This is a genomic window from Phytohabitans flavus (assembly GCF_011764545.1).
GTDB classification, from domain to species: domain Bacteria; phylum Actinomycetota; class Actinomycetes; order Mycobacteriales; family Micromonosporaceae; genus Phytohabitans; species Phytohabitans flavus.
The window spans coordinates 5,001,756-5,024,404 of the sequence record NZ_AP022870.1; the positions used below are offsets into that span (position 1 = coordinate 5,001,756).

Sequence of the window (22,649 nt, forward strand, 5' to 3'; positions counted from 1 at the left end):
GTGCCTCGATCCAGCCAGTGTGTATGCCGCAAAAACCGGTGAACTCATTCGGCCCGTTGACGTGCAGCAGGTCGTCGCCGAGGGCGTAGATCCCCACGCCGGACGCGCCCGGCACAGCGGTCACCTCGTATTGGCAGTGGCTGACGGACAGCCGCGCCCAATCGGTCACAAACGTCGACATCGGGTCCACTCAGGAATCCTACGACCGTCCTCATCGGACCCGCGCCGTAACCGGCTACCCCACTTCGCTGGTGCTGTCACGCTCGACGAGCTCGACCGTGAACCGCTCCCGATGTCCGGGCGTGACGGTGCCGGTGAGCAGCATTCGCGTAGCGGCGGTGGCCATCTCCTCGGTGGGCAGCCGCATCGTGGTCAGCGGCGGGTTGGTGCAGATCGCGACGACGTTGTCGTCGAAGCCAATGACGGACACATCCTCCGGTACCCGCCGGCCGGTGGCGGTGATCGCCTGTATCGCGCCGGCCGCCATCAGGTCGCAGGCGACGAACATGGCGTCGATGTCGGGGTGCTCGTCGAGTAGTCGCAGCGCCGCGGCGTGGCCGCCTTCGCGGGTGAAGCCGCCCGCGGTGCCGATGTCACGGAGCTTGAACGCGTTGATGGCACGCCGGTATCCGGAGCGCCGGGCGATGGAGCAGGTGTTGAGGTCCGGGCCATGGATAGCGGCGATCCGCCGCCGCCCAAGGCTGTGCAGGTGTCGCACAGCGGCATAGGCGCCGCCGGCGTTGTCAGCCTCGACCACGGGCACGGACGGCGCCGTGGGCACGAGGGACACCACTTTGCGGCTGCGGTGCTGGAGTTGGGTGGCGAGGTCCGGGGTGGCGTTGGCCAGGATCGCACCGACGGTGAGGTCCGCCGCGATCGTGTCGATCCTGCCTGCCGCGTCCTCCTCGGCGACCACCTGGATGCGCAGCTGGACGTTCACGGTTTCCAGGGCGGTCACCACCCCGGCGAGGACTCGGCTGTAATACGGGTGCGCGCCGAGGGCGAGGTCCGGATTGTCGATGACCGCGATCAGGTCGACGGTGCGCTGGCGGCCAGAGGCCAGCGCCCGCGCGGTCTCGTTGGGGCGGTAGCCCAGATCCGCGATGGCCTGAGTAACGCGTCGCCGGAGCAGGTCAGACGCTCCGGGCGCATCGTTGATAACCCGCGAGGCGGTAGCGCGGGATACACCCGCGACGCGCGCCACATCCTCGATCGTCGGTCTCGAGCCGCTCATGCCAACCACGCCTCCTGCGCCGCCGAGCCAACGGCGACACCCACCCCACGATAGGCGCGGGAGCGCTCTCACGAGAAGCGGGGGTTTGATCAGACCGCGGTGGCTGGGCGTCCGCACACGATCAACAGCGCGACGGCGGCGGACGCGAGTTCGTGCGCACCGGCTACTCGGCCGGGATCGGCAGCAACGCCCTTAAAGGCTATAGATCGCCACTCACGCTACCCCGGAAGACGGTTTCGGCGATCAAGTTCGATATCCAATTGAATCATGACGGTCATTATGATCGCCACTAAGGACGCCGACAGCCGCAGTGTAACAGCGACATCGCAGGCACCGGCGGTCGATCGCAAACCCGACACAGCAGGAATTGACGTCCTTGATTCATTGACAGCCGTCTTCGCATATCGATACGTTTCCGGTGTCGCGATGAACCACGGGGGCGCTCCAGTTTTCGATCCGGGAATCGAAACACTGGGAAGGATTTCATGCGAACGTCAATACGACTCCTGGCCCTGTCGGCCCTGATCCTGCCGGCGGTCCTCGCCGGCACGCCGGCGCAGGCCGACACCGACACCACGCCGGGCACGGCCGCACCGGCCAGTGTCGCGTCGATCGAGCGCAAGGCCGGATCCGGCTCGCAGGCCGCGGCGTACTGGACGGCCGAGCGGATGGCGGCGGCCACGCCGGCCGACGAGGTGGAGAAGACCGCCGGCCCGGTCACCCAGAGCCCCGCGCCGGAGCAGGTGCGGCGCTTCGCCGAGTCGGTGGCGCCGAAGGGCGGCAGCGGCTTCGGCACTCAGCTGAACGAGTCGATCACCGTGGGGAAGATCTTCTACACCAGCTCCACGGACGGTCTCGGCCACTACTGCTCGGCGAGCGTGGTGAACAGCCCGGCGCGCAACATGGTCTTCACCGCCGCGCACTGCGTGCACGACGGGCCGGGCCGAAACTGGCACACCGCAAACTGGATGTTCGTGCCGTCGTACCGCAACGGCGCACAGCCGTACGGCACCTGGGACTGGTCCACGCTCGCGGTGCCGAGCGGCTGGATCAGCACGCGCGAGCGGCAGTACGACGTGGCGGTCGCGCTCGTCTACGGCAGCCGGTCGATCGTCGACGCGGTGGGCGCCAACGGGCTGCTCACCGGCGGTGGCCGCGCGTACCACTACGACATCTTCGGCTACCCGAGCAACAGGGACAGCGGCGAGATCCAGTGGGTCTGCTCCGGCACGTCGCGAGACGCGGGCAGCAACCGGATCGAGATGGACTGCGGCTTCGGCGGCGGTTCCAGCGGCGGTCCCTGGTACTACAGCTACGACAACACCAACAGGCGTGGTGACGTGCACGGAGTGATGAGTTACTCCAGCGGCACGAACACGAATGGCTCGCCGTACTTCTCCGCCGCGGTGGTGGGGACGCTTTACAACACGTACGCGAACGACACCTGGTGAAATGACGGTCTGCCTGGTGTGCCGCGCGGCACACCAGGCAGACTGGTATGCGACCCACCCGACCCAGGGAGGCGACATGTCACACCGCATGTCATACCGCGTACTGCTCGGCGTGGCCGGCGCCGCGGTGCTGGCCGTGGCCGCGGTCGCCGTGATCATCGCGATGCGCGACGCTGAGGCGGCGCGCCCCACGCCCGGCCCGGTCGTCGAGACACACAACCCGAGCCCCGGCGCCACGGACCCGTCTGAATATTGGACCGAGGAGCGCATGAAGGACGCGATCGGCGACTGAGCCCCCCTCCGCGCGGGCCGTTCAATTTTTCTTGAGATGGATATTTCCCCGGTCCGCGTCAGTCGCTGACCGTATGCTCCCGCGGGCACCGCGCAGGCCGGCGGCTCGCTAGCGCTCCCCGAAACCCCCGACCTCCGCTGCCACGTCCGCGGTCCAAGCCCAACCCCGACCCCGCGAGAGATCGTGGTATCCAACCGCCCCTCCAGAGGCAACTAAGTACCATGATCTGCCAGACGGCGGCGTCCGTCGTAGCGCCGATCAAGGCAAACCGAGCGCCCTTCGGGCGCAGGTCTACCTTTGGACGGCCCCCGCCCAACCGGCGAGCTGGGTCCAGGTTGGACCGGAGCGCGGACCCGGCAGCGAATGTCGCGGTCGGCCGACCGCGACCCGGGTGAGCTTTGCCAACCGCGAAGGGTGAGGCCGCGGGAGCGACGGTCTGGACCACAGCGGACGTCGCGGTAGCTCAATCTCCTTGATTTTGGAGCTTTATCCGCGGCCCGACGCCGATGGCCGACGTGTAGCCTCGTTGGCGCGCCGTCGAAGGCAGCGTGGCCAGTGGGGTGGGACGAGCCTGGGGGCGGGCCATGTCGGCGCACGTGGTACGGGTCCATCGTAGACGGATAGGCATGTCGCAGGAGGAGCTGGCGGCGGCGACCGGCGTGAGTGTGCGGACCATCCAGGCACTGGAGTCGGGCGGGATCCGGGTGCCGAGGGCGGTGACCATCCGCCTGCTGGCCGACGCGTTTCGACTGTCCGATGAGGAGCGTGACGGCTTCGTGCGGGCGTTGCTCCGGGGTGGCGCGACGGCGGTCGACGGCGGGTCCGGCGGCCCAGCGGCCGCCGAAGGGCCCGCGGAGGTGAGCGCGCGGCACCTGCCGCGGCGACCGGTCGGCTATGTCGGCCGCGGCGACGAGGAGCGGTGGCTGCGCCGGCGTATCGACGAGGCGGTCCACACCGACCAGCCGTTTCTCGCGGTGGTCGACGGGATGGCCGGGGTCGGCAAGACGGCGCTGGCGGTCTCGGTCGCGCACGGCGTCGGGGATCGTTTCCCCGACGCCCACCTCTTCCTCGACCTCCAGGGGCACGGGGCCGCTCCACTCTCGACGATCGACGCCGCGGCCGTCCTGTTGCGCCAGCTCGGCGTCGAGCGGGGCCGCATACCCGACGACCCGGACGACCGGCTGGCTCTCTGGCGTGCGGAGACCGCGCGGCGGCGGATGTTGCTGGTCCTTGACAACGCCGCGAGCACCGCACAGATCGAGCCGCTGCTGCCCGTCGACGCCGCGGCGCTGACCCTGGTCACGAGCCGCACCCGACTCGGCCTGCTGGCCGGCGCGCCGACGCTCTCACTGATGCCGCTCGACGTCGACGACGCGACCGACCTGTTACGGCAGATCGTCGGGGACCGGATCGATCGCGAAGTCGCGGAGGCGGCGGTGGTCAGCGCGCTCTGCGGCAGCCTGCCACTGGCGATCCGGCTGGTCGGGCAGTACCTCGCCAGCCGTCCGCTGTGGACGGTCCGGGCGCTGGTCGAACGGCTGCGCGGCGAGGTACCGGCGACCATCGACGTCGCGGCCGAGGGGCAGACCGTGGCGGCGACATTCACCATCTCCTACCGGCAGCTCGCCGACCCCACGCGGCGGATGCTGCGGCTGCTGGGCGCCCACCCCAGCGGCGGGTTCGAGCTGTGGACCGCCGCTGCCATAGCAGACCTGCCGGTCGATCGGGCCCAGGCGGTGCTCGACGACCTCGTCGAATCGCATCTGTTGTGGGCCGAGACCCCAGGCCGCTACCGCATGCACGACCTCGTCCGCGACTTCGCCCGGTCGCTGCTGTCGCCGGACGAGGCCGTCGCCGCCACCGGGCGGCTGCTGAGCTACTTCGTCGCGACCGTCCGCTGGGTGGAGAGCACGATCACCACCTGGTACCCGCGGGACCACGACCAAGGGCCGGCCGTGACGGCGCGGCCGTTCCGCGACCACGCGGAGGGCCTCGGCTGGCTCGACGACAACTCGCCAAGCATGGCAGCGGCGATCGAGCAGGCGTGCCAGTTGCCCGCACTGCGCCGCGACGCGGGCCGGCTCGGTGAGGCGCTGTTCGGGTACCACTTCCGGCAGGGCCGCCACTACAGCGCCAAACGGCTCCAGCTGCGCACCCTCGAGGCCGCGCGGCAGGCCGGTGACCAGCACATGATCGCGACCACGCAACGGCTGCTCGCCGGCACGCTGCTCGTCCTCGGCGACCGGGCGGAGAGCCTCCGGTACCTCAAGCTCGCCCTGCGTAGGCACCGTGCGCTGGGCGACACCTGGGCGCAGATGCGGGTCCATGCCAACCTCACGTCGCTGTACCGCAACACCGGTCCGCTCGCCGACGCGGTCGAGTCCGCGCGGACCGCGATCGCGGCCGCCGTGGCGATCGGCGACCGCGACTCCGAGATGTCCGCCCGGCTCGACCTCGGGCACGTCTACCGCCTGCTCGGCGACCCGCGCGCCGGGATCGCCGAGGCACGCGTCGCGGTGGCCTGGGCGCGCGGCCACTCCAGGCTCTACCTCGGCAGGGGCATCCACCACATGGCGCTGAATCGGCTGGCCCTCGGTCACCCGCGGGTCGCCATCCTGCTGCTCACCCGCGCGCTCCGGCTGCGGCAGGAGACCCGCAACCCGATCGCCGAGGTGGAGAATCGTGCCGACCTGTGCCTGGCGTTGGCCATGGGCGGCGACAGCGCCGCCGCCCTCGACCAGGTCCGCACGGCGGTATCGATGATGCGGACCCTCGGCGACCTCTTCACCACCGCGTACGCGGCCAACCGGCTCGGCGCCGCGCTCCGGCTCGCCGGTCGCCCGGACGAGGCGCGGCCGCTCCACGACGACGCCCTCGCGGCGGCCACCCGCGCCAGTCTGCCGTACGAGCGGGCGCAGGCCCACCTCGCGCTCGCCGCGCTCGCCGACCCGCACGCCACGGCCGTGGTCGAGCACCGCCGCCAGGCCCGGGAGCTCCTCGTCGGCTACGGCGCACCGGTCGACTGATCCCCGCGGCTAGCGTTGCAGTGTCAGCAGACCCGGTCGGTAAGGCAGGAGGCCGTAGTCGCCGCCGGAATTGGGGGCACGTCCCTGGTAGAGCAACTGAAGGTTGCAGGGATCGATGGTCATGGTTTGATCGGCGTTGCCGCGAATCAGCTCGCCGTGGCTGATGTCGTTGGTCCAGGTGGCGCCGCTGTTTGCCTTGCCGGCAAAGGGGTTGCTCTCGGTCGCGGCTTGTGGTGTCCACGAGCCGCCCAGACTGGTGGCTGTGAACGAGCGGAAGTAGCGACCCTGCGCGCCGATCGCCTCGACGAGCATGAGGTATTGGTTTCGGCCCTGGACCTTGTAGACCTGGACCGCTTCGAACAGGTTGTTCGTCGTGTCACTCATGATCACCGTCGATGTCGTGCCAAAGCTGCCGGGGAAGTTTCCGATGGGCATACTGGCCCGGTAGATCCTGCCGTTGTCCCCGGCGAAGAACAGATACATGTTCGTGCTGTCACCGATGAGTGCCTGGTCGATGGGTCCCGTACTGGAGCCGGCGATGCTTCCGGAGAAGAGCACCTGCTGCGATGACCATCCGTTCGCGTTGGTGGGATCGCTCGACGTCCGGTAGGAGAAGGAGGTGCCACCCCACTGATAGGCAAGCACCCAGATGTTCCTTGGGGCGAAGTAGAGGAGCGTAGGCGCAACGGTGGCGGAAGACATCGCGTTCTGGCTGGCCGAGGCCATGTCGGACCAGTTGGTGAAGAGGCCGAAGTTCATCGACCCCCACCTCGTTCCCGTGTCGTGCGTCGTCGCATAGACGAGATGCCTGCCGTTGTAGGGGGCGTAGGTGAAGTCCTTGAGCGAGACCCATCCCGACCTCGGGTTGGCCAGCGGGCCCGTCGATGTCCAGCGGTAGCTCGTTGGAAGAGCGCACGTGCCGGGCGGCGGCGTCGTCGGATTCGTCGGCGTCGTCCCACCGAGGCGGACCAGCTGCCACTGCTGGTTGCTGCCGCCCCAGTCCGCGTACTGCACGATGTTCGCACCGTCGTTGGTCGCGGCACCCTGCACCTCGACCGCCTTGTTGCTGTTCCGGTTGATCAGCCGCACGTAGCCGCCGTCCGAGTCGGCGAGCCGGAACTGCTGGTTGGCGGCGTTACCGTCGGCCCACTGCACGATCGCGGCACCGTCAGCTGTCGACCAGTTGTAGACGTCCAGCACCTTGCCCGAATGGCGGGACTTGAGCCGGTAGTATCCGCCCCCGGAGTCGACGAACTGCCACTGCTGCCACGCACCGTCGCTACGCGCCCATTGTGTGATCCGCGCGCCGTCGTTGGTGGCCAGGTTGTACACGTCCAACGCCTTGCCACTGTTCCTATTCACCAGCACATACCAGGCGGTGGTGTCCACAGTGGCCGCCGAAGCCGACGTCGCGGCCACCGTGACGAGCGCGCCGCCCACGACCGTCGCGGCAACAGCGGCGGCCAACCCCGACCGCCACCCACGACGCCACCGCGCGGTGCGCGCAGACCCAACCGGCATCGCACCTCTCCTTTCGATCATCTCGTACCGCCGACACGAAGCGCGTCGCATCGACACTGCTATCTGTTAGCGCTAACAGGCCTGACCGCGACGATCCGGGCAGGCTTATGCAGAGCTGTACGGCGACGGGTAGCCAACCGGGGCGCTAGCTGAACGCACCACCACATGGACTGTGAACGATAACAGTGACGCACGTCAAGATGTACCGAGAATGTTTCGGAAGAGGCGCGCGGGCTGCCACGTGCCGGTGACAGTGCCACCGGCCCGGTTACGTGGCCGTAATCGTTCCGGTCGATCGCTGGAAACGCGACCCCAGCAAGATCATGTTCCTCGATCTGGACCGACGCGGTGGTCGGACTGCATTGTCGCGGTCCTGGCCCCGCGTCTGTCTGCTTCAGGAGGTGAAACATGGCAGTGACACCCCCGACACGCGCGGAGCTGGAGGCCATCGCCCGATCGACCTTCGCTCTGCTCGACATCGACATCTCTGTGCTTCCCGTGAACGACCCAGCCGCTCCGATGGACCAGGCCCGCATCATCGAGGCCTCGATCAACATCCTCGCCAAGGAGCCGATCCTGGCCGCCTACGAGGTGGACGGCCAGGCCGACGCGACAACCCTGTATCCGACGCCGTTCCTCGAGTGGACGAGGTGATCCGATGACAGACACCGTCCCGGTCGTCGACACCGATGCGAATCTCGACGAGGTTCCCCAAGACAAAACCATCGATCGCAGGTGGTTCCTCGCGCGTACGGCGGCCATCGCGGCCGGCACCACGGCCGCGGCCTGGCTGCCGGAAGCCGCGTCCGCGGCGCCCGTGCCGCTGGGTGCGCACCCCTTCGCCTACGCCAGGAACGTGCGCCCCGACGCCCGCGGTGACCTGACCGAGCTCACCATCGCCGAGGCCGCCGAACTGATCCGGACCGGACGGCTCTCGCCGGTGACGCTGACCGAGGCCTATCTGGACCGGATCGACAAGTACGAGGACATCTACCTCGCCTTCAACCACCTCAAGAGCCGCTCCGAGCTGCTCGCCGAGGCGCGGGCGCTGGGCCGCAAGCGTGGCAAGCCGCACCCGCTCCACGGCATCTCCTTCGCGCCGAAGGACAACTACTACACCCACGACATGCCGACGACGGCGAACAGCCCGATCTTCCTCGGCTTTGTCCCTGACTACGACGCGACCTGCATCGCCCGGCTGCGCGACGAGGACGCCATCATGCTCGGCAAGGCCCAGATGGGTGCGCTTGCCTCGGGCCGGGGCGTGATCCCGGGGACCAACATCCCGACCAACCGCAACGCCTGGACGCCGGACGACATCCGTTACAACCCCGCGGGCTCCTCCTCGGGCACTGGAACGGCAGTCGCGGCACGGCTGGCGACCGGCGGGATCGGGACGCAGACCGGTGGGTCGATCACGGGGCCCAGCGTCGCGGAAAACCTCACCGGCATGGCGCCGACCTTCGGCCGTACCTCGCTGTACGGCGTCATCCCGCTGACCTACACCGTCGACCGCACCGGCCCGATGGCACGCGACGCCAAGGACTGCGCGATCATCCTTCAGGCGCTCGCCGGACCTGACCGGAACGATCCCCGCACCCGCGGCCTGCCTCCGGTGCCCGACTTCGTCACCGCCGCCACGCCGGTGACCCGCGGCCGCAAGGTGGTGCCGCGCTACCGCACCACCGTCGGAGTGCCGCCCGACTTCCTGACCGTGAGCGACGCCCAACAGGTCGCGCTGCGCAGGACGATGCTCGGCGTACTCGCCGACATCGGTTACCGCGTCGTCGACGTGACGATGCCCGACGAGTGGAACCTGCTGGTCGGTGACCTCGCCGAGACCCAACACGCCTCGGGTGCCCACTACTTCATGCCGTGGCTCAAGCAGGACGTGCGGCTGTTCGGTCCGCGGCTGGACGGCTTCCTGCCCTTCGTGCTGCGCTCCGGTCCCGGGCTGCTCAAGCTCCAGCAGGCCAACCTGATCCTGCTCAAGCGGATCGTCGAGCAGCTCTTCGCGCAGTGCGACGTCACCTTCGTCAACGCCGGCAACTTCAACCGGCCCGGCCTGCCGACCATCTCGATGCCCATCGGATTCGGCACGGACAACACGACCGGGCTCACGGTTCCCCGTGGCGTGGTGCTCGGTGGGGCGCCGTTCGGCGAGCAGCGGCTGCTGTCGGTCGTCGCGGCCTATCAGGCGGTCACCGACTTCCACCTCCGGCGCCCACCGGACCCCACCCTGCCAACACTCGCCGCCACGACCACCGCGACGGCACGCGCCACCGCGGCCCTCAGCGCCGCCGGTGCCACGAGCTTCGGCGGCGGCAGCGCACTGCGCCAGCACACCCTGGCGGAGAACGCGAAGCACCCCGTCTCCAACACATTCGACCCCGACGAGGCCTGACCCCGACCCACACCTAGCGCCGGGCCGAACGACCGGTCCGGCGCACCTATGTCCAAACTGGACGAAGGAGCCTCCGTGCACAGACCACCTCGTGCCGCGACGGCCTTGCTAAGCCTGGCCATGGCGGTCACGATGACCGCCGCGACGGCGAGCAGCCCCGCCGCGGCGACGCCGCGACACAAACCGCCGGTGATCGACCTCGAACGCGTCACCGGGCTGCAACTACAGGCCATGATGGACGCCGGTAAGTTGACCTCGGTCGAACTCACGAAGATGTACCTGGATCGGATCAACGCGCTGAACAAGAGCGGGCCCGGTCTCAACGCCGTTACCCAGCTCAACAAGAACGCGCTCGCCGAGGCGGCGTACTACGACAAGCTGCGGGCCAAGGGAATCAAGCTCAGCCCGGCGATGGGCCTACCGGTGTTGATGAAGGACCTCATCGACGTCAAGGGCATGTACACCTCGGCGGGCAACTTCTCACTGCGCAACTCGTACCCGGCCGAGGATGCCGGCCTGGTCAAGAAGCTGCGGGCGAACGGCGTCGTCATCCTCGGCAAGCTCGGCCTGTCCGAGTACGCCAACTTCTTCGGCAGCCAGCCCTCGGGCTTCGCCAACCTCACCGGCCAGGTGGTCAACGCCGTCGACGCCGATCAGAACCCGAGCGGCTCGTCGTCCGGCAGCGGTGCCGCGGCCGCCGCCTCACTGGCCACCCTCGTCGTCGGCACGGAGACCTCCGGCTCGATCATCTCGCCGTCCTCCACCCAGGGCATCGTGGGCCTGCGGCCGACGGTGGGCCTGGTACCCGGATACGGCATCGCACCGATCTCGGCCTCCCAGGACACCGCCGGTCCGATGGTCGGCACGGTAAGCGACGCCGCGCTGCTGCTTCAGACGATGTCGGGGTACGACCCGGAGAACGAGGCGTACTACGCCGGGATCTGGGGACCGGGCGTGAACGACACCGACATCATCCCGCCGGTGCCGCACGAACTGCCCAACTACCTGTCCGCGCTCGATGCCAACTTCGTGCGGGGCAAGCGGATCGGCTACAACGGCACGCTGACCGAGGGCACCCCACTGAAGATCGCCTACGACGCGCTGGTACAGGCCGGCGCGATCATGGTCGAGCGCCCGGTCATCAGCCCACCCGGCGTGCCGGGCAGCGTGTTGAGCTGGGAGGCGCACCGCGACATCGACCACTACTACCAGCACCTCGGCCCGCAGGCCCCGATCAACAGCCTCGCCGAGGAAGTCGCCGTCAACCAGAGCGAGGAGCACCAGGCGCTGAAGTTCGGCAACGGCACGCACCAGTCCGCCCTCGCGCAGGACATCAACCCGGACTCGGCAGCCTCCGTCCAGTACCGGAACAATCTGGTTGTCGGCAAGCAACTCTCGCACCAGGGCATCGACCGGATGATGACCAACGACACGCCGGACGACTCCACCGACGACTTCATCGCCATCCTCGGCAGCGTGTCCAACGGTGCCCGCGCCGGGTACCCGCAGATCACCGTCCCGATGGGGTACAACTCGACGACGCGTCGCACGGTGAACGTGAACGTGCACGGCGGCGCCTACGACGAACGCGACATCCTGGGCGTCGCGTACGTCATCGAGCAGGCGACGAAGCTGCGCCAGACCCCGGGCATGGTGAACCCCAGCATGTACCGGTGCGCGCAGACGGTCCCGGCGCAGCCGTTCGCCAAGCGCGGTGACTGCAACCCGACCTACGACCAGGTCATGCGGATGCTCGGCGGCCGCCCGGCGCCGCTGGCGTTCTCGCTCGAGACCGAGACCGCGGCCAGCCTCCGGACGAAGCTGCTCGACGGCAAGATCTCGGCGGTCGACCTGACGAGGGCCTACCTCTACCGCATCGGCCTGACCAACGCGGAAGGGCCCGCCACCCAGGCGGTCCGGGACCTCAACTGGGACGTGTTGAAGGAGGCCAAGGAGGCCGACAAGGTCCTCAAGAAGTACCGCGACGACAAGAAGCACGGCAAGAAGCCAAAGGCACCAGGACCGCTGCTCGGCCTGCCGGTGCTCCTCGACGACTCGTTCGACACGGCGTCGATGGCCACCACGGGTGGCTCCATCGCGCTGCAGGACCTGAAGCCGGCGAAGGACTCGACGGTGGTGGCCAAGCTCGAGGCGGCGGGCGCGCTCATCCTGGGCAAGACCAACGTCAGCGAACTGAACGGGGTCTTCTCCAGCAACATGCCCAAGGGGTACTCGTCGCTCGGCGGGCAGGTGCTGCTGCCCTCGGACACTGACAAGACCCCGGCCGGCTCCTCCGGCGGCTCGGCGGCGGCGACGGCATCCGGCCTGGCGGCGCTGACCATCGGCATGGAGACGTCCACGGATACGGCACAGTTGCTGGCTCCGGCGGACGCGGCCGGCGTCGTCGGTCTGAAGCCGACGGTGGGTCTGGTCAGCCGGACCGGTGTGCTGCCGGTGGCGAAGTCGCAAGACTCCCCGGCCCGCTGACCCGGTCGGTCTATGACGCCGGGATGACACTCAACGTGCTGGTCGGCAAGGACAGGTCCGACCCGGCGAGCACTGCGCCACCGGTCGCCGACTACACCGCGGGGCTCACCCCGAACGCCTTGGTGGGCAAGCGGATCGCCGTAATCTCCAGCACCACCGGCCCGTACCCGGCAATGGTTTCGGCGCTCCAGGCCGCCGGTGCGACAACGGTCCCGGTCACCATCGGGCCCGCGCCGGCCACGCCGAGCATCGTGCAGACAGAGTTCAAGCGGGACCTTGACGCGTACCTCGGCGGTCGTTTCGCCAAGGGCAGCAAGGCCCCGGAGTCGCTTCAGGAAATCATCGCCTACAACGACGCGCACCCCGTCGAGGGACTGAAGTACCAGCAGACCCAGCTGGTCGCCAACCAGGCCGTCGACCTGACCGACCCGGCCACGCTGGCCACCTACACCGCGGATCTCGCCGCCGGCAAGACGGCCAGCCAGGCCGTCATCGACACGGTCCTCAACAACGGCACGCCCGCCGACCCGTCGGACGACTTCGACGCTGTGCTCGTCCCGACGAGCAACGCGTTGATCAACGTCGCGGACCGTGCCGGCTACCCGGCGTTGACCATCCCGGCGGGATACGGCACCGGATCGGCCGGCCGCAACCCGATCGGCGTCACGCTGGTGGGCACCGCGTACAGCGAGGCGAAGCTGCTCGCCGGCGGCTACGCCCTCGAACAAGCCACCCAGGTCCGTCTCGCGCCGAGCTGGACGAACCCCAGCATGTGGCGATGCGTACCGGGCAGCACGTTCTTCACCGGCCAGTTCTGCAACCCCGGAGACCGCCTGCTGCGCAAGTGAACACCAACCACGAATGGATGGCCCGTGCCGCACCAGGCACGGGCCATCCCCTTTCGGCGGGCCTTCGGTTGGCAGCGGTAGGTTCGGCCGTCGTGGTCGCTGCCTCACCATCGCCCGGGGAAGGTGGCCCGTGGAGCCCCGACTTCCTCACCGACGTCGTTCTCCTGACCGGTCCCGCCCAGGCATATCGCGACGCCGTGCACGACGACTTCAAGCTGGTGCTGCTGGAGGGGCACGGCGGCACGGTCGAGCGGCGTGGCGCCACGTACCGCGTTCCGCCGGGTCGTCTTGTCGTCCACCACCCTGGTGCGGCGCATGTCGGCAGGCCGGACGACCCGGCCGGTCGGTGGCGGGTGATGTGCCTGCCCGCGGACCTGGTAGCCGAGGTGACCGAACCGGCCCGGCTGCGTTTCGACCCGCCGGTGCTGCCTGACACCGCCCTGGCCGCCCGCTTCGTCGAGCTGTTCGGCCTGTTCGAGGCGCAGGCACCGCCGCTGGCCTGCGAGGCGGGCCTCGTCGACCTGGTCGCCGCGCTGGCCAAACAGGCCGGCGTCGGGACACCGCTGGCCACCGACCGGGCCGCGGCGATCGCCGAGACGGCCCGCGACCACCTCGCCGCCCACCTGGACCGCAACATCACGCTGGCCGCGCTCGCGGAGGTGGCCGGCACCAGCCGCTTTGGCGTCTCCCGGGCCTGCGCCGCCCACTTCGGCCTACCACCGCACGCGCTGCATCTGCGGCTGCGACTCGACCGCGGCTGCGAACTCATCCGCCAGGGCACGCCCCTGGCCGAGGCGGGCGTGCTTACCGGCTTTCACGACCAGGCGCACTTCGCGCGCACGTTCGCCCGGACGTACGGCATGACACCACGCCAGTTTCGCGACTCGTGGGCCGGCCGCGGCCCGCACCGGAAGCTGGTCCGCCGGCTGGTCGGCTGACCGCAATATCGTGCAATACCCATGAGGTGGGGCATTCCTAAACTCTGCCGGCATGGATGACACATTCGACCGCAGGCGGGTACTGGCGATGGGCGGCGCACTGGCGGCCACGCCGCTGCTCGCCACCGGCACACCAGCGCAAGCCGCGCCCTCCACTAAGGACGGTGTCACGCTCAGGCGCGTCACGTTCACGGCACCGGACGGCGTACGGCTCGTCGGCCACCTGCGCATCCCCACCGGCCGGCGGGTGCCACGCCCCGCCGTGCTCCTCTCCAACGCGATGACATCGGTCAAGGAACAGTCTGTCCAGACCGGCTACGCGCACGGGCTCGCCGCCGCGGGCTTCGTCACGCTGGTGTTCGACCAACGGCGCTTCGGCGAGAGCGGCGGCGAGCCTCGCCAGCACGAGGACAACGAGGACCGCCTGACCGACCTACAGGCCGCGGTCAGCTACCTCATCGGGCAGAAGGCCATTGTGGACTCGGGCCGGATCGGCGCGCTGGGCGTCTCGATCGGCGGCGGGCTCGCGATGAAGCTCACCGCGGTCGACCCGCGGGTGGGCGCGTTCGTCGCGATCGCGGCCGGCCTGCACGACCCGCAGCGAATCCGCCAACTGTTCGGCGGACCGGACGCCTACGCGGCCGCCCTCGCCGAGCAGACCGCCGCGCTGGAGCGCTACCACCGGACCGGGAAGATGGAGTACATCCCGATCGTGCGCACTTCCGACGTGCCCGACACCCAGCCCGTACTGTTCAACAGCGACATCGCGACCGAGTACTACGGCACGGCCCGCGGCGCGGCGGCCCGCTGGCAGAACAGGGCGTCCACGCTGTCCCTGCGTACCATCCTCGTGCACGACGTGCGGCACCCCGTCGACCTCGTCGGTCCCCGGGCCGGGCTGCTGGCCGTGGGCGCCCTGGACCGCTCGACGTTGCCTGAGGACCACCAAGCGATCTACGACCGACTCACCGGACCGCGCCGGCTGGTGCTGCTGGAGAATGTCGGGCACAACGACCTCTACGACCAACCCCAGCATGTCGGCCGGGTGGTCGCCGAGGCGGCGACCTGGTTTCGGACCCACCTGCACTGACGCCCGCCGGGCCGGTGGCCGTCAGGTGCCGGACGCGGAATCCGGTCGGGGAGTCAGGCGGATGATCGGTAGTTCTCGGTCGGTCTTGTCCTGGTACTCGGCGAAGCGCGGCGCGGCGGCGGTGATCTGCCGCCACGCCTCCTCGCGTTCGGCACCGTTGAGCTGCTCGGCGACCACCGCGACCGTGCGCCCGCCCACCTCGACCTGCGCCCGGTCGGGATGCGCGGCGAGGTTGTGATACCATGCCGGGTTCTTCGGCGCTCCGGCCGCGGAGGCGACGATCAGCCAGCGGCCGTCGCCGCCCGGAAACCAGCCGACCGGGGTCCGCCGTTCAATCCCGCTCTTGGCGCCAACCGTGGTCAGGACCAACGCGTTCATGCCCATGACCTTGCCGCCGCTGCGGCGGATCCGGTTGATGACGAGCTTGTTGAACCACACCAGCAGTTTGCCGCGGGGCTGGCGGGCGCCTCGAGTACCACTTCCGATGGTGAAGCTCATCAATGCCTCCAAGATTGAGGGTTGACCGAGCAACAGTTAACTCGTTAACGGTTATCTCCGCAACTGTATCCTGATCAAGCCTGCTAGTCTCGGTCGGGTGAAGGTGGGAGGCGCCCGGGAGCTGGCCTGGCTCGAGCTCCACCAGGCCTGCGGGCTGCTGCGCCAGGCGCTGAGCAGCCGCCTGGAGGCCGAGGCCGGGGTGACCGCGGCCGAGCACGACGTGCTCTGGTTTCTCGCCAACACCCCGGACCGGCGGCTGATCATGTCCGCCCTCGCCGACCGGATGCTGATGACCCGCGGCGGCGCGACCCGCCTCGTCGACCGGCTGGTCGAGCGTGGCTGGGTCTCCCGCGAGACCGACGAGCAGAACCGCCGGCTGACCTACGCCGCGCTGACACCCGACGGTGTCGCCGCCGTCCGCCGTAGCTACCGACTCATACTGGCGGTCCGGCCAGCGCTCTTCGACGACCGGCTCACCGACACCGACGTGGCCGACCTACGCCGCATCATGGGCAAGTTGCTACGCCGCCTCGACGTGGTGGAGTGAGGGCACCCAACCCGGTTGCGAACCTGGATGCTGGCGGCGGCGGGGCCTTCATCAAGGGGTCGCAACCCATGCCGGAGAAGACGCCGAAGGCGGCGATGGCAGGTACCTGCCCCGGCGGTCGGCCGTCAGCGGCGAGGGCGAACCGTCCCAGGCTGCCGTCGTGGGGGTCCGGCGAAGCGGTGTCTGCGCCGCCGAAACGGCAACGATGTCGGCGACGGTGGCGGCGTCATCTTCACCCACGGTCGCGAGGAAAGGTCATATTCTCCGAACTCGGTCACCCGTCGATACAGAGCGCCGCAACACGAACAGCGCCCGTACTCGACGATGACACCGCTCGGATGGGCACTGGTCCGTTCGCTGCCGACCAGGCCACCACACTGTGTGCAGGGGTCATCACGATCCATCAGCGCCAGCGTAGAAGTCCCGCGACGAGTTCGCACCTTGGTTCGATCCTCGGAGCGAGTCGTGCGGGCAGGTCGTGCGGGCGACCGCCGCGCGGCGTACGCTCACCGCGGCCCGCCAGCACGCCGTTCGGGCCTTGACTACCCACTCGGGCGTCGCTACGCATAGAAGGTTGCTTATCCTTGACAGATGGCCAGACGGCACCGTTGCGGGTACTGGTTGTGGAAGACGACCCGGGCGACCTCGCCCTCGTGGAGAGTGCCTTCGCCGACCACCTGGCCCCGGTCAGCTTGGACCACGTCGAAGACGGGACCGAAGCGCTGGCGTTCCTGCGTCGGGAGGACAGATACGCCGACGCGCCTCGACCAGACCTGATCCTGCTGGATCTGAACATGCCCCGGATGGACGGCCGGCAGGTGCTGGCGGTGATCAAATCCGAGGACGACCTCAAAGCCATCCCGGTCGTGGTATTCACCACCTCCGCCACACCCAGCGACATCGACGACAGCTACACCGCGCACGCGAACGCCTACGTCACCAAACCCATCGACCTCGACGACTTCGAAAGAGTGCTCGCCGAGATCCGAACCTTCTACGGTCACACCGTCCGCCTCCCGCGACGCCAGCCCGCCCCACCCCAGCACGACAGCAGCCGGACCGAGGCGGACCCGGACTCCTGAGCAACTGGCCCGCGCCAGGGGCTCGTCAGGCTCCACTCGGACTAGAGACCTTTCAGGGTCGGGATCACATTCGACTTCCTTTGAGATGGATTCTTCCCCGGTCCCCGTCACTTGCAGACCGTATGCTCCCGCGGGCACCGCGCAGGTCGGCGGCTCGCTGGCGCTCGCCGAGTTCCCCGACCTCCGCTGCCAGGTCCGCGGTCCAAGCCCAAACCCCCAGTAGCGCGACCTGTCGAACGGGCCGCGTACACCTCCTCGATCGACGCGGTCGGGTCGGTGTACGCGAGAGATCGTGGTATCGAACCGCCCGTGGAGAGGCAGTTCGATACCACGATCTGCTAGACGGCGTCCGCTGTAGCGTCGATCAGGACAAACCGAGCACCCAACCGCGACATGACGCCGAGGCCATGCTGTCGTGATCAGGCTTTGAGGCGAGCGACGACGTCGGCGGGGGCGTCGATGGTTTCCGCGGCCGGCGGCGGGGTGACGCTGATCGGCTGGCCAAAGTCGGTGTATTGCGCCTTGATGTTGCGGGCGCCCGGGACGACGGCCTCCAAGTCGATGTCCAGCAGGGTGAGCTGGCCCCGGTCGTTGACCCGGGCGGTGAACGGCACCGCTTTCGCCCTGTCGCCCAGCCCTTTCAGCCGGTAGGCGGCCGCGGTCGGCACGTTGGTCAGATCGAGCGTGCCGCGAAAACCACCGGAGCCGTCCCGCTCAGCCGAGACCAAGCCAGCAAGGAGCTGGCTGGCGCCCGCGGGATCCTTTTCCGGCAAGACATCAAGGTGGGTACCGGACAAGGCCTTGCCGTCCAGGCGCATCCAGCCGTACGGAACCCCGGGCATCTGGGCGACCTTCGCGTACATCACGCCATCGGTAAGGACCAACTCCATGCCGACGATAGGCCGGCTGCTGAGCACGGACACGATCATGCGCGCCTTGCCGGCTACTGGATCAACATCCCCGTGGACGACCAGGTCGCCCCCCGTCGTGACCCCGATGCCCAACGTCTGCTCGTTGAGCTTGCGGGCGGCCGCCGTAAGAGCCTGCGCGGCGCTGATCGTCGGCGACGGACTGGCAGACGGCGCAGAGCTCACGCCCGCCACTGGGTCCTTCACCACCTCGGCCGGTCCCCCGCAGCCGGCGGCCACGCTAAGCGCGAGGGCCAATCCGAACGCGATCCGCACTGCCCCAACACTGCGCACGCGTCACTCCTGTTCACACCGCCCGCACTCGCCACAGAACCGGCACAGAGTAGCCGCCGGCCAGACCGCGAGGGCGGCCGGGCAGCGAACGCGATCACGCACTCCTTGATCACGTGAGTGCCGCCAGGGAGATCTAATGTCCAGCGGCGGCCACCAAATGGCGGCGGGTGCTGGCGAGCCAGATCCCGGTCACCATGACGGCCACAGCGGCCACCTCGATGATGATGCGCACCCAGCCGAGAGCGAGCCTCTCCTCGAAGGCGAGTACCCCGATCAGCACGCTGGCGGCCGGGTCGACAAGCGTCAGCGCGGTTAGTGGGGCGGCCAGTCGCCCGCTCTGGAAGGCGTTAGCGGTGAGCGCCAGGGCGCCGATCGCGACCGGGGCCAGGGCGTAGACGTGCCAGCTGGTCAGTACCGAGATGGGTTTTTCGCTGAGCATCGTGGTGATCGGTTTCAGCAGGGACGCGAGCATCGCGTAGAACAAGCCGGTGGCGACGCCGAGCACGCCGCCTCGCGCGGCGCCGGTGGTACGGGTGGAGACGATCAGGCAGATGGTGATCACGGCGCCGACCACCGCCCCGACGCTGAGCCAGGCCCCGGCGGACGGGTCGGTGACGCCCGCTCCCGGCTGGGCGGTGGCGAGAAAAGTCGCCAGCCCGGCGAGCCCGAGCGCGGCCGCGATCAGGTCACGCGAATGCGGCCGGGTCCGGGACATCGCCGACTCGATCGGGATCGCGAAGAACAGGCCACTGGCGAGCAGCGGCTGCACCAGCGCGAGCGGGCCGAAGCGCAGCGCCAGCGCCTGAAGTGCGGTGCCAGCGAGGTCGGGCATCCAGCCGAAGAGCCACAACGGGCGGTGCAGAAGCGTGATCAGCAGGCGGGGATCGGGGGCCCGCCGGTGTCGCTCCCGTTTCGCCGCCCGTTGCTGGAGCGCGGAGCTTAACCCAGTGCATATGGCCGAGCCCAACGCGAACAGGGCCGCTATCAGCTGCACGACGCGACTCCGCGCCAGTGTTCGCCCAGCGGCCCGACCTGTAGCCCGCGCTCGGCGCAGTGGTCAAGCAGCCGGGGCAGGGCGGCCAGGCCAAACCGCCAGGAGCCGGAGACGAAGGTACAGCCGGAGTCGTGTAGCAGTACGGTGGCGCCGCCGGTGAGCCCAACGGTCAGCGTGTCGCAGACCGAGCCGGGCGTGGCCGACCGGGTCCACTCCTTGCCCCAGCGAGTCCACAGCACCGGCGTCAGCTCCAGCTTCCGGGCGGCCAGCAGCGCCGGCAGACTGAGGATGCCGTGCGGCGGGCGGAAAAAGCGCGGCCGGGTGCCGGTCGTCTCGGCGATCAGCGTCTGCGCCCTGGCCAGCTCGTAGTATGTCGCGGCCGGCCGCTCCAGCAGCAGGTTGCGGTGTGCCCACCCGTGCACCGCCACCTCGTGGCCGGCGGCCACCAGGTCCCGGCCGAGTTCGGGTCTGCGCTCCAGCATCGAGCCGAGCAGGAAGAACGTCGCGCGTACGCCGCGGGTGCCGAGCGCCTCGAGGAAGTGTGGTGTCGAGGCCGGGTGGGGCCCGTCGTCGAAGGTGAGCGCCACATGATCGGGATCGCCGAGCCCGGCCAGGCGCGGGAAGAGGCTGATCCGCAGCCGGGTCAGTGCGGTGAGTGCCGGCGCGCAGTGCGCCACCGCCGCGAGCCCCGCAGCGGCGGCTAACCTGGCCGCGCCGATGCGGCCAGATACGCCGATCACTGGGCGGAGTCGGGCGACGAGGACCGCTTGGGCTCAACGCTCACGGCTGGCCAGGCCCCTCTTGGCAGCCTCGGCGATCAGGGTCGCCGGGTCCGCCTCGAAGAGGGCCAGTCCGGCCTCCCGCTGCCGCTCGCCGCGCGCGCCCTCGATGAGCTCCAGGAGAATTGGTCCGAGCGCCTCGCGCCGGCGTACCCACGCCACCACGCCCGCCTCCGCCATCGTCGCGGCGTTCACCCTGCCGTGCCCAGGGATCGGGCGGTACGTGGCGACCGGCAGGCCGCAGGCCAAGCCTTCGAGCGCGGTCAGGCCGCCGGCGTTTTCGACCAGGACGTCCACGGCGTGCATGAGCGAGGCCATGTCCTCCACCCAGCCGAGCGGGTGGCCGAGCTGCCGCCGCTTCAGGCGCCGGTACATCGCGGTATTGCGGGCGCAGACGACGACCGGGATCGCCACCCCGGTACGGTCGATGTCCTCCGCCGCCGCTATCACGTCGCCCACACCCCACGATCCGGCCACGAGCAGCGCGAGCCGCCCCTCGGCGGGCAGCCCGAACCGTACCCGCGCCTGCTGCTTCGCCTCGGCCGAGGCCGGCTGGAACCGCTTCGAGACAAGCCGCCCGGCTACCCGTACGTCCGTGGCGCCGTACCGGTGGGCCTGTGCCCGGGTCGTCTCGTGCACCGCACAGTGGATGTCCACTCCCGGTGACACCCAGCTCGGGTACACGCCGAAATCGGTGAGGTAAGTGATCAACGGCGCCTCCAGGTGTCCGCGGGCGCGCAGCGGCCCGAGGATCTGGCTCGCGATCGGGAAGGTGGACACGACCGCCCGGGTGTCCGGCGGCACAAGTCGCAGGAACTGCCGCCGCAGCGGGCGCAGCATCGACCGCGTAACCGACGCGGCGCCGGGGAAGCGCTCGCCGGTGGTGAACAAAACGTCGTAAGTCCACGGCACACTGCTCAGCAAGCCGTGGTAGAGACGCAGGAGCAGCCGCCCCGATCGCCACGGGAAGACCTCGACGAGATCCCAGCAGTCCACCTGGAAGCCCTGCTCCTGGAGGCGGCGCGTCAGCTCCTGGGTGGCACCTGTGTGCCCGGCGCCGACCCCCGCGGAGAAGACCACGATCCGGGGGTCCCGCTCACCGTTTTCCGCCCCTTCGAGCGGTGGCCGCCGCGCTTCGCCGCGCTCCGCCGCGCCGATCGGTCGCTTGCGCGCCGCGCCGGCCGCCGCGCCGGTCGGTGGCATGCGGGCCGCGCTGGCCGCAGCGCCGATCGGTGGGTTGCGCGCCGCGCTTCGCTGGGCCGCGACGCCACGCATCTCGCACTCGTCGTGGATCATCTCGGACAGCCCGTACCGGGGTCGCCAGCCGAGCTCGCGCCGGATCTTCTCGATCGATCCGATCACCTTCGGGGGTCGCCCGGGCGCCGTCCGCCGTGCAGCTCCACAAAATTGATTCCGGTACTCCGCCGGATCGTGTCCAGCACCTCCCCGACCGAGTAGCCCACGCCGGACCCCACGTTGTAGACGGCGTCGCCGCCCCCACCCACCAGCGCCTCCACCGCGGCGACGTGTGCCGAGGCCACATCGCGCACGTGTACGTAGTCCCGGACGCAGGAGCCGTCCGGGGTCGGGTAGTCGTGGCCGAACACGGTCGGGGACTCGCCGCGGGCGACCGCCTCGACGACCAGCGGTACCAGGCCGGTGCCCGTACGCCGGCGGGCATCGGCGGGCCTGTCTGCGGCACCGGCCCAGGCCCCGGCGACGTTGAAGTAGCGCAGAATGACGCAGCTCAGGCTGCCCGCCCGGGCCGCGTCGCCGACGACCCACTCGCTGGCCAGCTTTGTCGCGCCGTAGGGGTTCATCGGCCGCGGTACCGCCTCCTCTTTGATCGTCTCGGCTTCCTGCGCCCCGTAGACCGCGGCGCTGGAGGAGAGCACGATCCGGCGTACCCCGGCCTCGGCCATCGCCTCCACCAGCGTCAGCGTGCCGGCGACGTTCTGCCGGTAGTACGCCAGCGGACGCGCCACCGACTCCGCGACCGACTTCCGCCCGGCGAGGTGGACCACCCCGGTGACCGCGTGCGTGATCAGCGCCCAGCGGACCGCGGCGGGATCGGTCACCGACGCGCGCACCAGCGGCACCTCTGCCGGCAGCGCGGCGGCGTCGCCGGTGGACAGGTCGTCGAGCACCACCACCCGGTGGCGGGCGTCGAGTAGACCCCGCACGACGGCACCGCCGATGTATCCAGCCCCTCCGGTCACCAACCACGCCACGGCGGCCGATTACCCTCTATGCCCG

The 22,649-nt window shown here is 69.6% G+C and carries 19 protein-coding genes; 11 read left to right on the forward strand and 8 right to left on the reverse strand.

The window, feature by feature from the left end; all coding sequences use genetic code 11:
* Positions 1–235: 235 nt before the first annotated feature.
* A complete protein-coding gene (locus Pflav_RS21810; protein WP_173037795.1) occupies positions 236–1,234 on the reverse strand; it encodes a LacI family DNA-binding transcriptional regulator in 999 nt (332 codons plus the stop codon).
* A gap of 485 nt (positions 1,235–1,719) precedes the next feature.
* On the opposite strand from Pflav_RS21810, the gene Pflav_RS21815 reads away from it, so the two are divergent.
* The 3 genes from Pflav_RS21815 to Pflav_RS21825 all read left to right on the forward strand — a co-directional run bounded on the left by Pflav_RS21815 (position 1,720) and on the right by Pflav_RS21825 (position 6,003).
* On the forward strand, positions 1,720–2,685 hold the full coding sequence (locus tag Pflav_RS21815; RefSeq protein WP_173037796.1) for a trypsin-like serine peptidase: 966 nt from the start codon (positions 1,720–1,722) through the stop codon (positions 2,683–2,685).
* A gap of 76 nt (positions 2,686–2,761) precedes the next feature.
* Positions 2,762–2,977, forward strand: coding sequence for a hypothetical protein (locus Pflav_RS21820; protein WP_232071729.1), 216 nt, complete (start codon positions 2,762–2,764; stop codon positions 2,975–2,977).
* A gap of 584 nt (positions 2,978–3,561) precedes the next feature.
* On the forward strand, positions 3,562–6,003 hold the full coding sequence (locus Pflav_RS21825; RefSeq protein ID WP_269474527.1) for an ATP-binding protein: 2,442 nt from the start codon (positions 3,562–3,564) through the stop codon (positions 6,001–6,003).
* Positions 6,004–6,012: 9 nt separating this feature from the next.
* Here Pflav_RS21825 and Pflav_RS21830 read toward each other — a convergent pair whose 3' ends face one another.
* Positions 6,013–7,524 carry a non-reducing end alpha-L-arabinofuranosidase family hydrolase gene (locus tag Pflav_RS21830; protein ID WP_173037798.1) on the reverse strand — a complete coding sequence of 504 codons (1,512 nt, stop codon included), beginning with the start codon at positions 7,522–7,524 and terminating at the stop codon, positions 6,013–6,015.
* A 408-nt stretch (positions 7,525–7,932) separates the two neighbouring features.
* Here Pflav_RS21830 and Pflav_RS21835 point away from each other — a divergent pair, with 408 nt between their 5' ends.
* The 6 genes from Pflav_RS21835 to Pflav_RS21860 all read left to right on the forward strand — a co-directional run bounded on the left by Pflav_RS21835 (position 7,933) and on the right by Pflav_RS21860 (position 15,291).
* Entirely contained in the window at positions 7,933–8,178 is a 246-nt protein-coding gene (locus Pflav_RS21835) for a hypothetical protein (RefSeq protein WP_173037799.1), read from the forward strand.
* A 4-nt stretch (positions 8,179–8,182) separates the two neighbouring features.
* Entirely contained in the window at positions 8,183–9,928 is a 1,746-nt protein-coding gene (locus tag Pflav_RS21840) for an amidase (protein WP_173037800.1), read from the forward strand.
* Between the two features lie 75 nt (positions 9,929–10,003).
* Positions 10,004–12,415 (forward strand): amidase family protein, encoded by a 2,412-nt coding sequence (locus tag Pflav_RS21845; RefSeq protein WP_173037801.1) that lies wholly within the window; start codon positions 10,004–10,006, stop codon positions 12,413–12,415.
* A 23-nt stretch (positions 12,416–12,438) separates the two neighbouring features.
* Positions 12,439–13,263 (forward strand): amidase, encoded by an 825-nt coding sequence (locus tag Pflav_RS48870; RefSeq protein ID WP_173037802.1) that lies wholly within the window; start codon positions 12,439–12,441, stop codon positions 13,261–13,263.
* A gap of 92 nt (positions 13,264–13,355) precedes the next feature.
* The gene (locus Pflav_RS21855) at positions 13,356–14,201 is read left to right on the forward strand and encodes a helix-turn-helix domain-containing protein (protein WP_173037803.1); all 846 of its coding nucleotides are present in this window, start codon (positions 13,356–13,358) and stop codon (positions 14,199–14,201) included.
* 52 nt (positions 14,202–14,253) lie between these two features.
* Complete coding sequence (locus Pflav_RS21860; RefSeq protein ID WP_173037804.1) at positions 14,254–15,291, forward strand: alpha/beta hydrolase; 1,038 nt, start codon at positions 14,254–14,256, stop codon at positions 15,289–15,291.
* 21 nt (positions 15,292–15,312) lie between these two features.
* On the opposite strand, the gene Pflav_RS21865 is transcribed toward Pflav_RS21860, so the two are convergent.
* Positions 15,313–15,789, reverse strand: coding sequence for a nitroreductase/quinone reductase family protein (locus Pflav_RS21865; RefSeq protein WP_173037805.1), 477 nt, complete (start codon positions 15,787–15,789; stop codon positions 15,313–15,315).
* Between the two features lie 97 nt (positions 15,790–15,886).
* Between Pflav_RS21865 and Pflav_RS21870 the strand changes: the two genes are divergently transcribed.
* Complete coding sequence (locus tag Pflav_RS21870) at positions 15,887–16,336, forward strand: MarR family winged helix-turn-helix transcriptional regulator (protein ID WP_173037806.1); 450 nt, start codon at positions 15,887–15,889, stop codon at positions 16,334–16,336.
* A gap of 584 nt (positions 16,337–16,920) precedes the next feature.
* The gene (locus Pflav_RS21875; protein WP_173037807.1) at positions 16,921–17,418 is read left to right on the forward strand and encodes a response regulator; all 498 of its coding nucleotides are present in this window, start codon (positions 16,921–16,923) and stop codon (positions 17,416–17,418) included.
* A 419-nt stretch (positions 17,419–17,837) separates the two neighbouring features.
* Here the strand turns inward: Pflav_RS21875 and Pflav_RS21880 are convergent, their stop codons facing one another.
* The 5 genes from Pflav_RS21880 to galE all read right to left on the reverse strand — a co-directional run bounded on the left by Pflav_RS21880 (position 17,838) and on the right by galE (position 22,576).
* The gene (locus Pflav_RS21880; protein WP_173037808.1) at positions 17,838–18,602 is read right to left on the reverse strand and encodes a hypothetical protein; all 765 of its coding nucleotides are present in this window, start codon (positions 18,600–18,602) and stop codon (positions 17,838–17,840) included.
* A gap of 151 nt (positions 18,603–18,753) precedes the next feature.
* Complete coding sequence (locus Pflav_RS21885) at positions 18,754–19,614, reverse strand: DMT family transporter (RefSeq protein WP_173037809.1); 861 nt, start codon at positions 19,612–19,614, stop codon at positions 18,754–18,756.
* Positions 19,605–20,354, reverse strand: a complete 750-nt coding sequence (locus tag Pflav_RS21890; protein ID WP_173037810.1) for a polysaccharide deacetylase family protein — start codon at positions 20,352–20,354, stop codon at positions 19,605–19,607. Before Pflav_RS21890 ends, Pflav_RS21885 begins: the two co-directional genes overlap by 10 nt.
* Before the next feature lie 33 nt (positions 20,355–20,387).
* The gene (locus Pflav_RS43815; protein WP_232071731.1) at positions 20,388–21,755 is read right to left on the reverse strand and encodes an MGDG synthase family glycosyltransferase; all 1,368 of its coding nucleotides are present in this window, start codon (positions 21,753–21,755) and stop codon (positions 20,388–20,390) included.
* Positions 21,752–22,576: a UDP-glucose 4-epimerase GalE gene (galE, locus tag Pflav_RS21895; protein ID WP_232071733.1), complete on the reverse strand. Its 825-nt coding sequence runs from the start codon at positions 22,574–22,576 to the stop codon at positions 21,752–21,754. The genes Pflav_RS43815 and galE overlap by 4 nt, the downstream gene beginning before the upstream one ends.
* Positions 22,577–22,649: the final 73 nt, after the last annotated feature.

Excerpts from the sequence above, each read along its gene's own strand:
- Pflav_RS21830 (WP_173037798.1), bottom strand. The coding sequence starts at position 7,524 with ATGCCGGTTGGGTCTGCGCGCACCGCGCGGTGGCGTCGTGGGTGGCGG.
- Pflav_RS21860 (WP_173037804.1), top strand. The coding sequence starts at position 14,254 with ATGGATGACACATTCGACCGCAGGCGGGTACTGGCGATGGGCGGCGCA.
- Pflav_RS21835 (WP_173037799.1), top strand. The coding sequence starts at position 7,933 with ATGGCAGTGACACCCCCGACACGCGCGGAGCTGGAGGCCATCGCCCGA.
- Pflav_RS21825 (WP_269474527.1), top strand. The coding sequence starts at position 3,562 with ATGTCGGCGCACGTGGTACGGGTCCATCGTAGACGGATAGGCATGTCG.
- Pflav_RS21865 (WP_173037805.1), bottom strand. The coding sequence starts at position 15,789 with ATGAGCTTCACCATCGGAAGTGGTACTCGAGGCGCCCGCCAGCCCCGC.
- Pflav_RS21840 (WP_173037800.1), top strand. The coding sequence starts at position 8,183 with ATGACAGACACCGTCCCGGTCGTCGACACCGATGCGAATCTCGACGAG.
- Pflav_RS21810 (WP_173037795.1), bottom strand. The coding sequence starts at position 1,234 with ATGAGCGGCTCGAGACCGACGATCGAGGATGTGGCGCGCGTCGCGGGT.
- Pflav_RS48870 (WP_173037802.1), top strand. The coding sequence starts at position 12,439 with ATGACACTCAACGTGCTGGTCGGCAAGGACAGGTCCGACCCGGCGAGC.
- Pflav_RS21815 (WP_173037796.1), top strand. The coding sequence starts at position 1,720 with ATGCGAACGTCAATACGACTCCTGGCCCTGTCGGCCCTGATCCTGCCG.
- Pflav_RS21820 (WP_232071729.1), top strand. The coding sequence starts at position 2,762 with ATGTCACACCGCATGTCATACCGCGTACTGCTCGGCGTGGCCGGCGCC.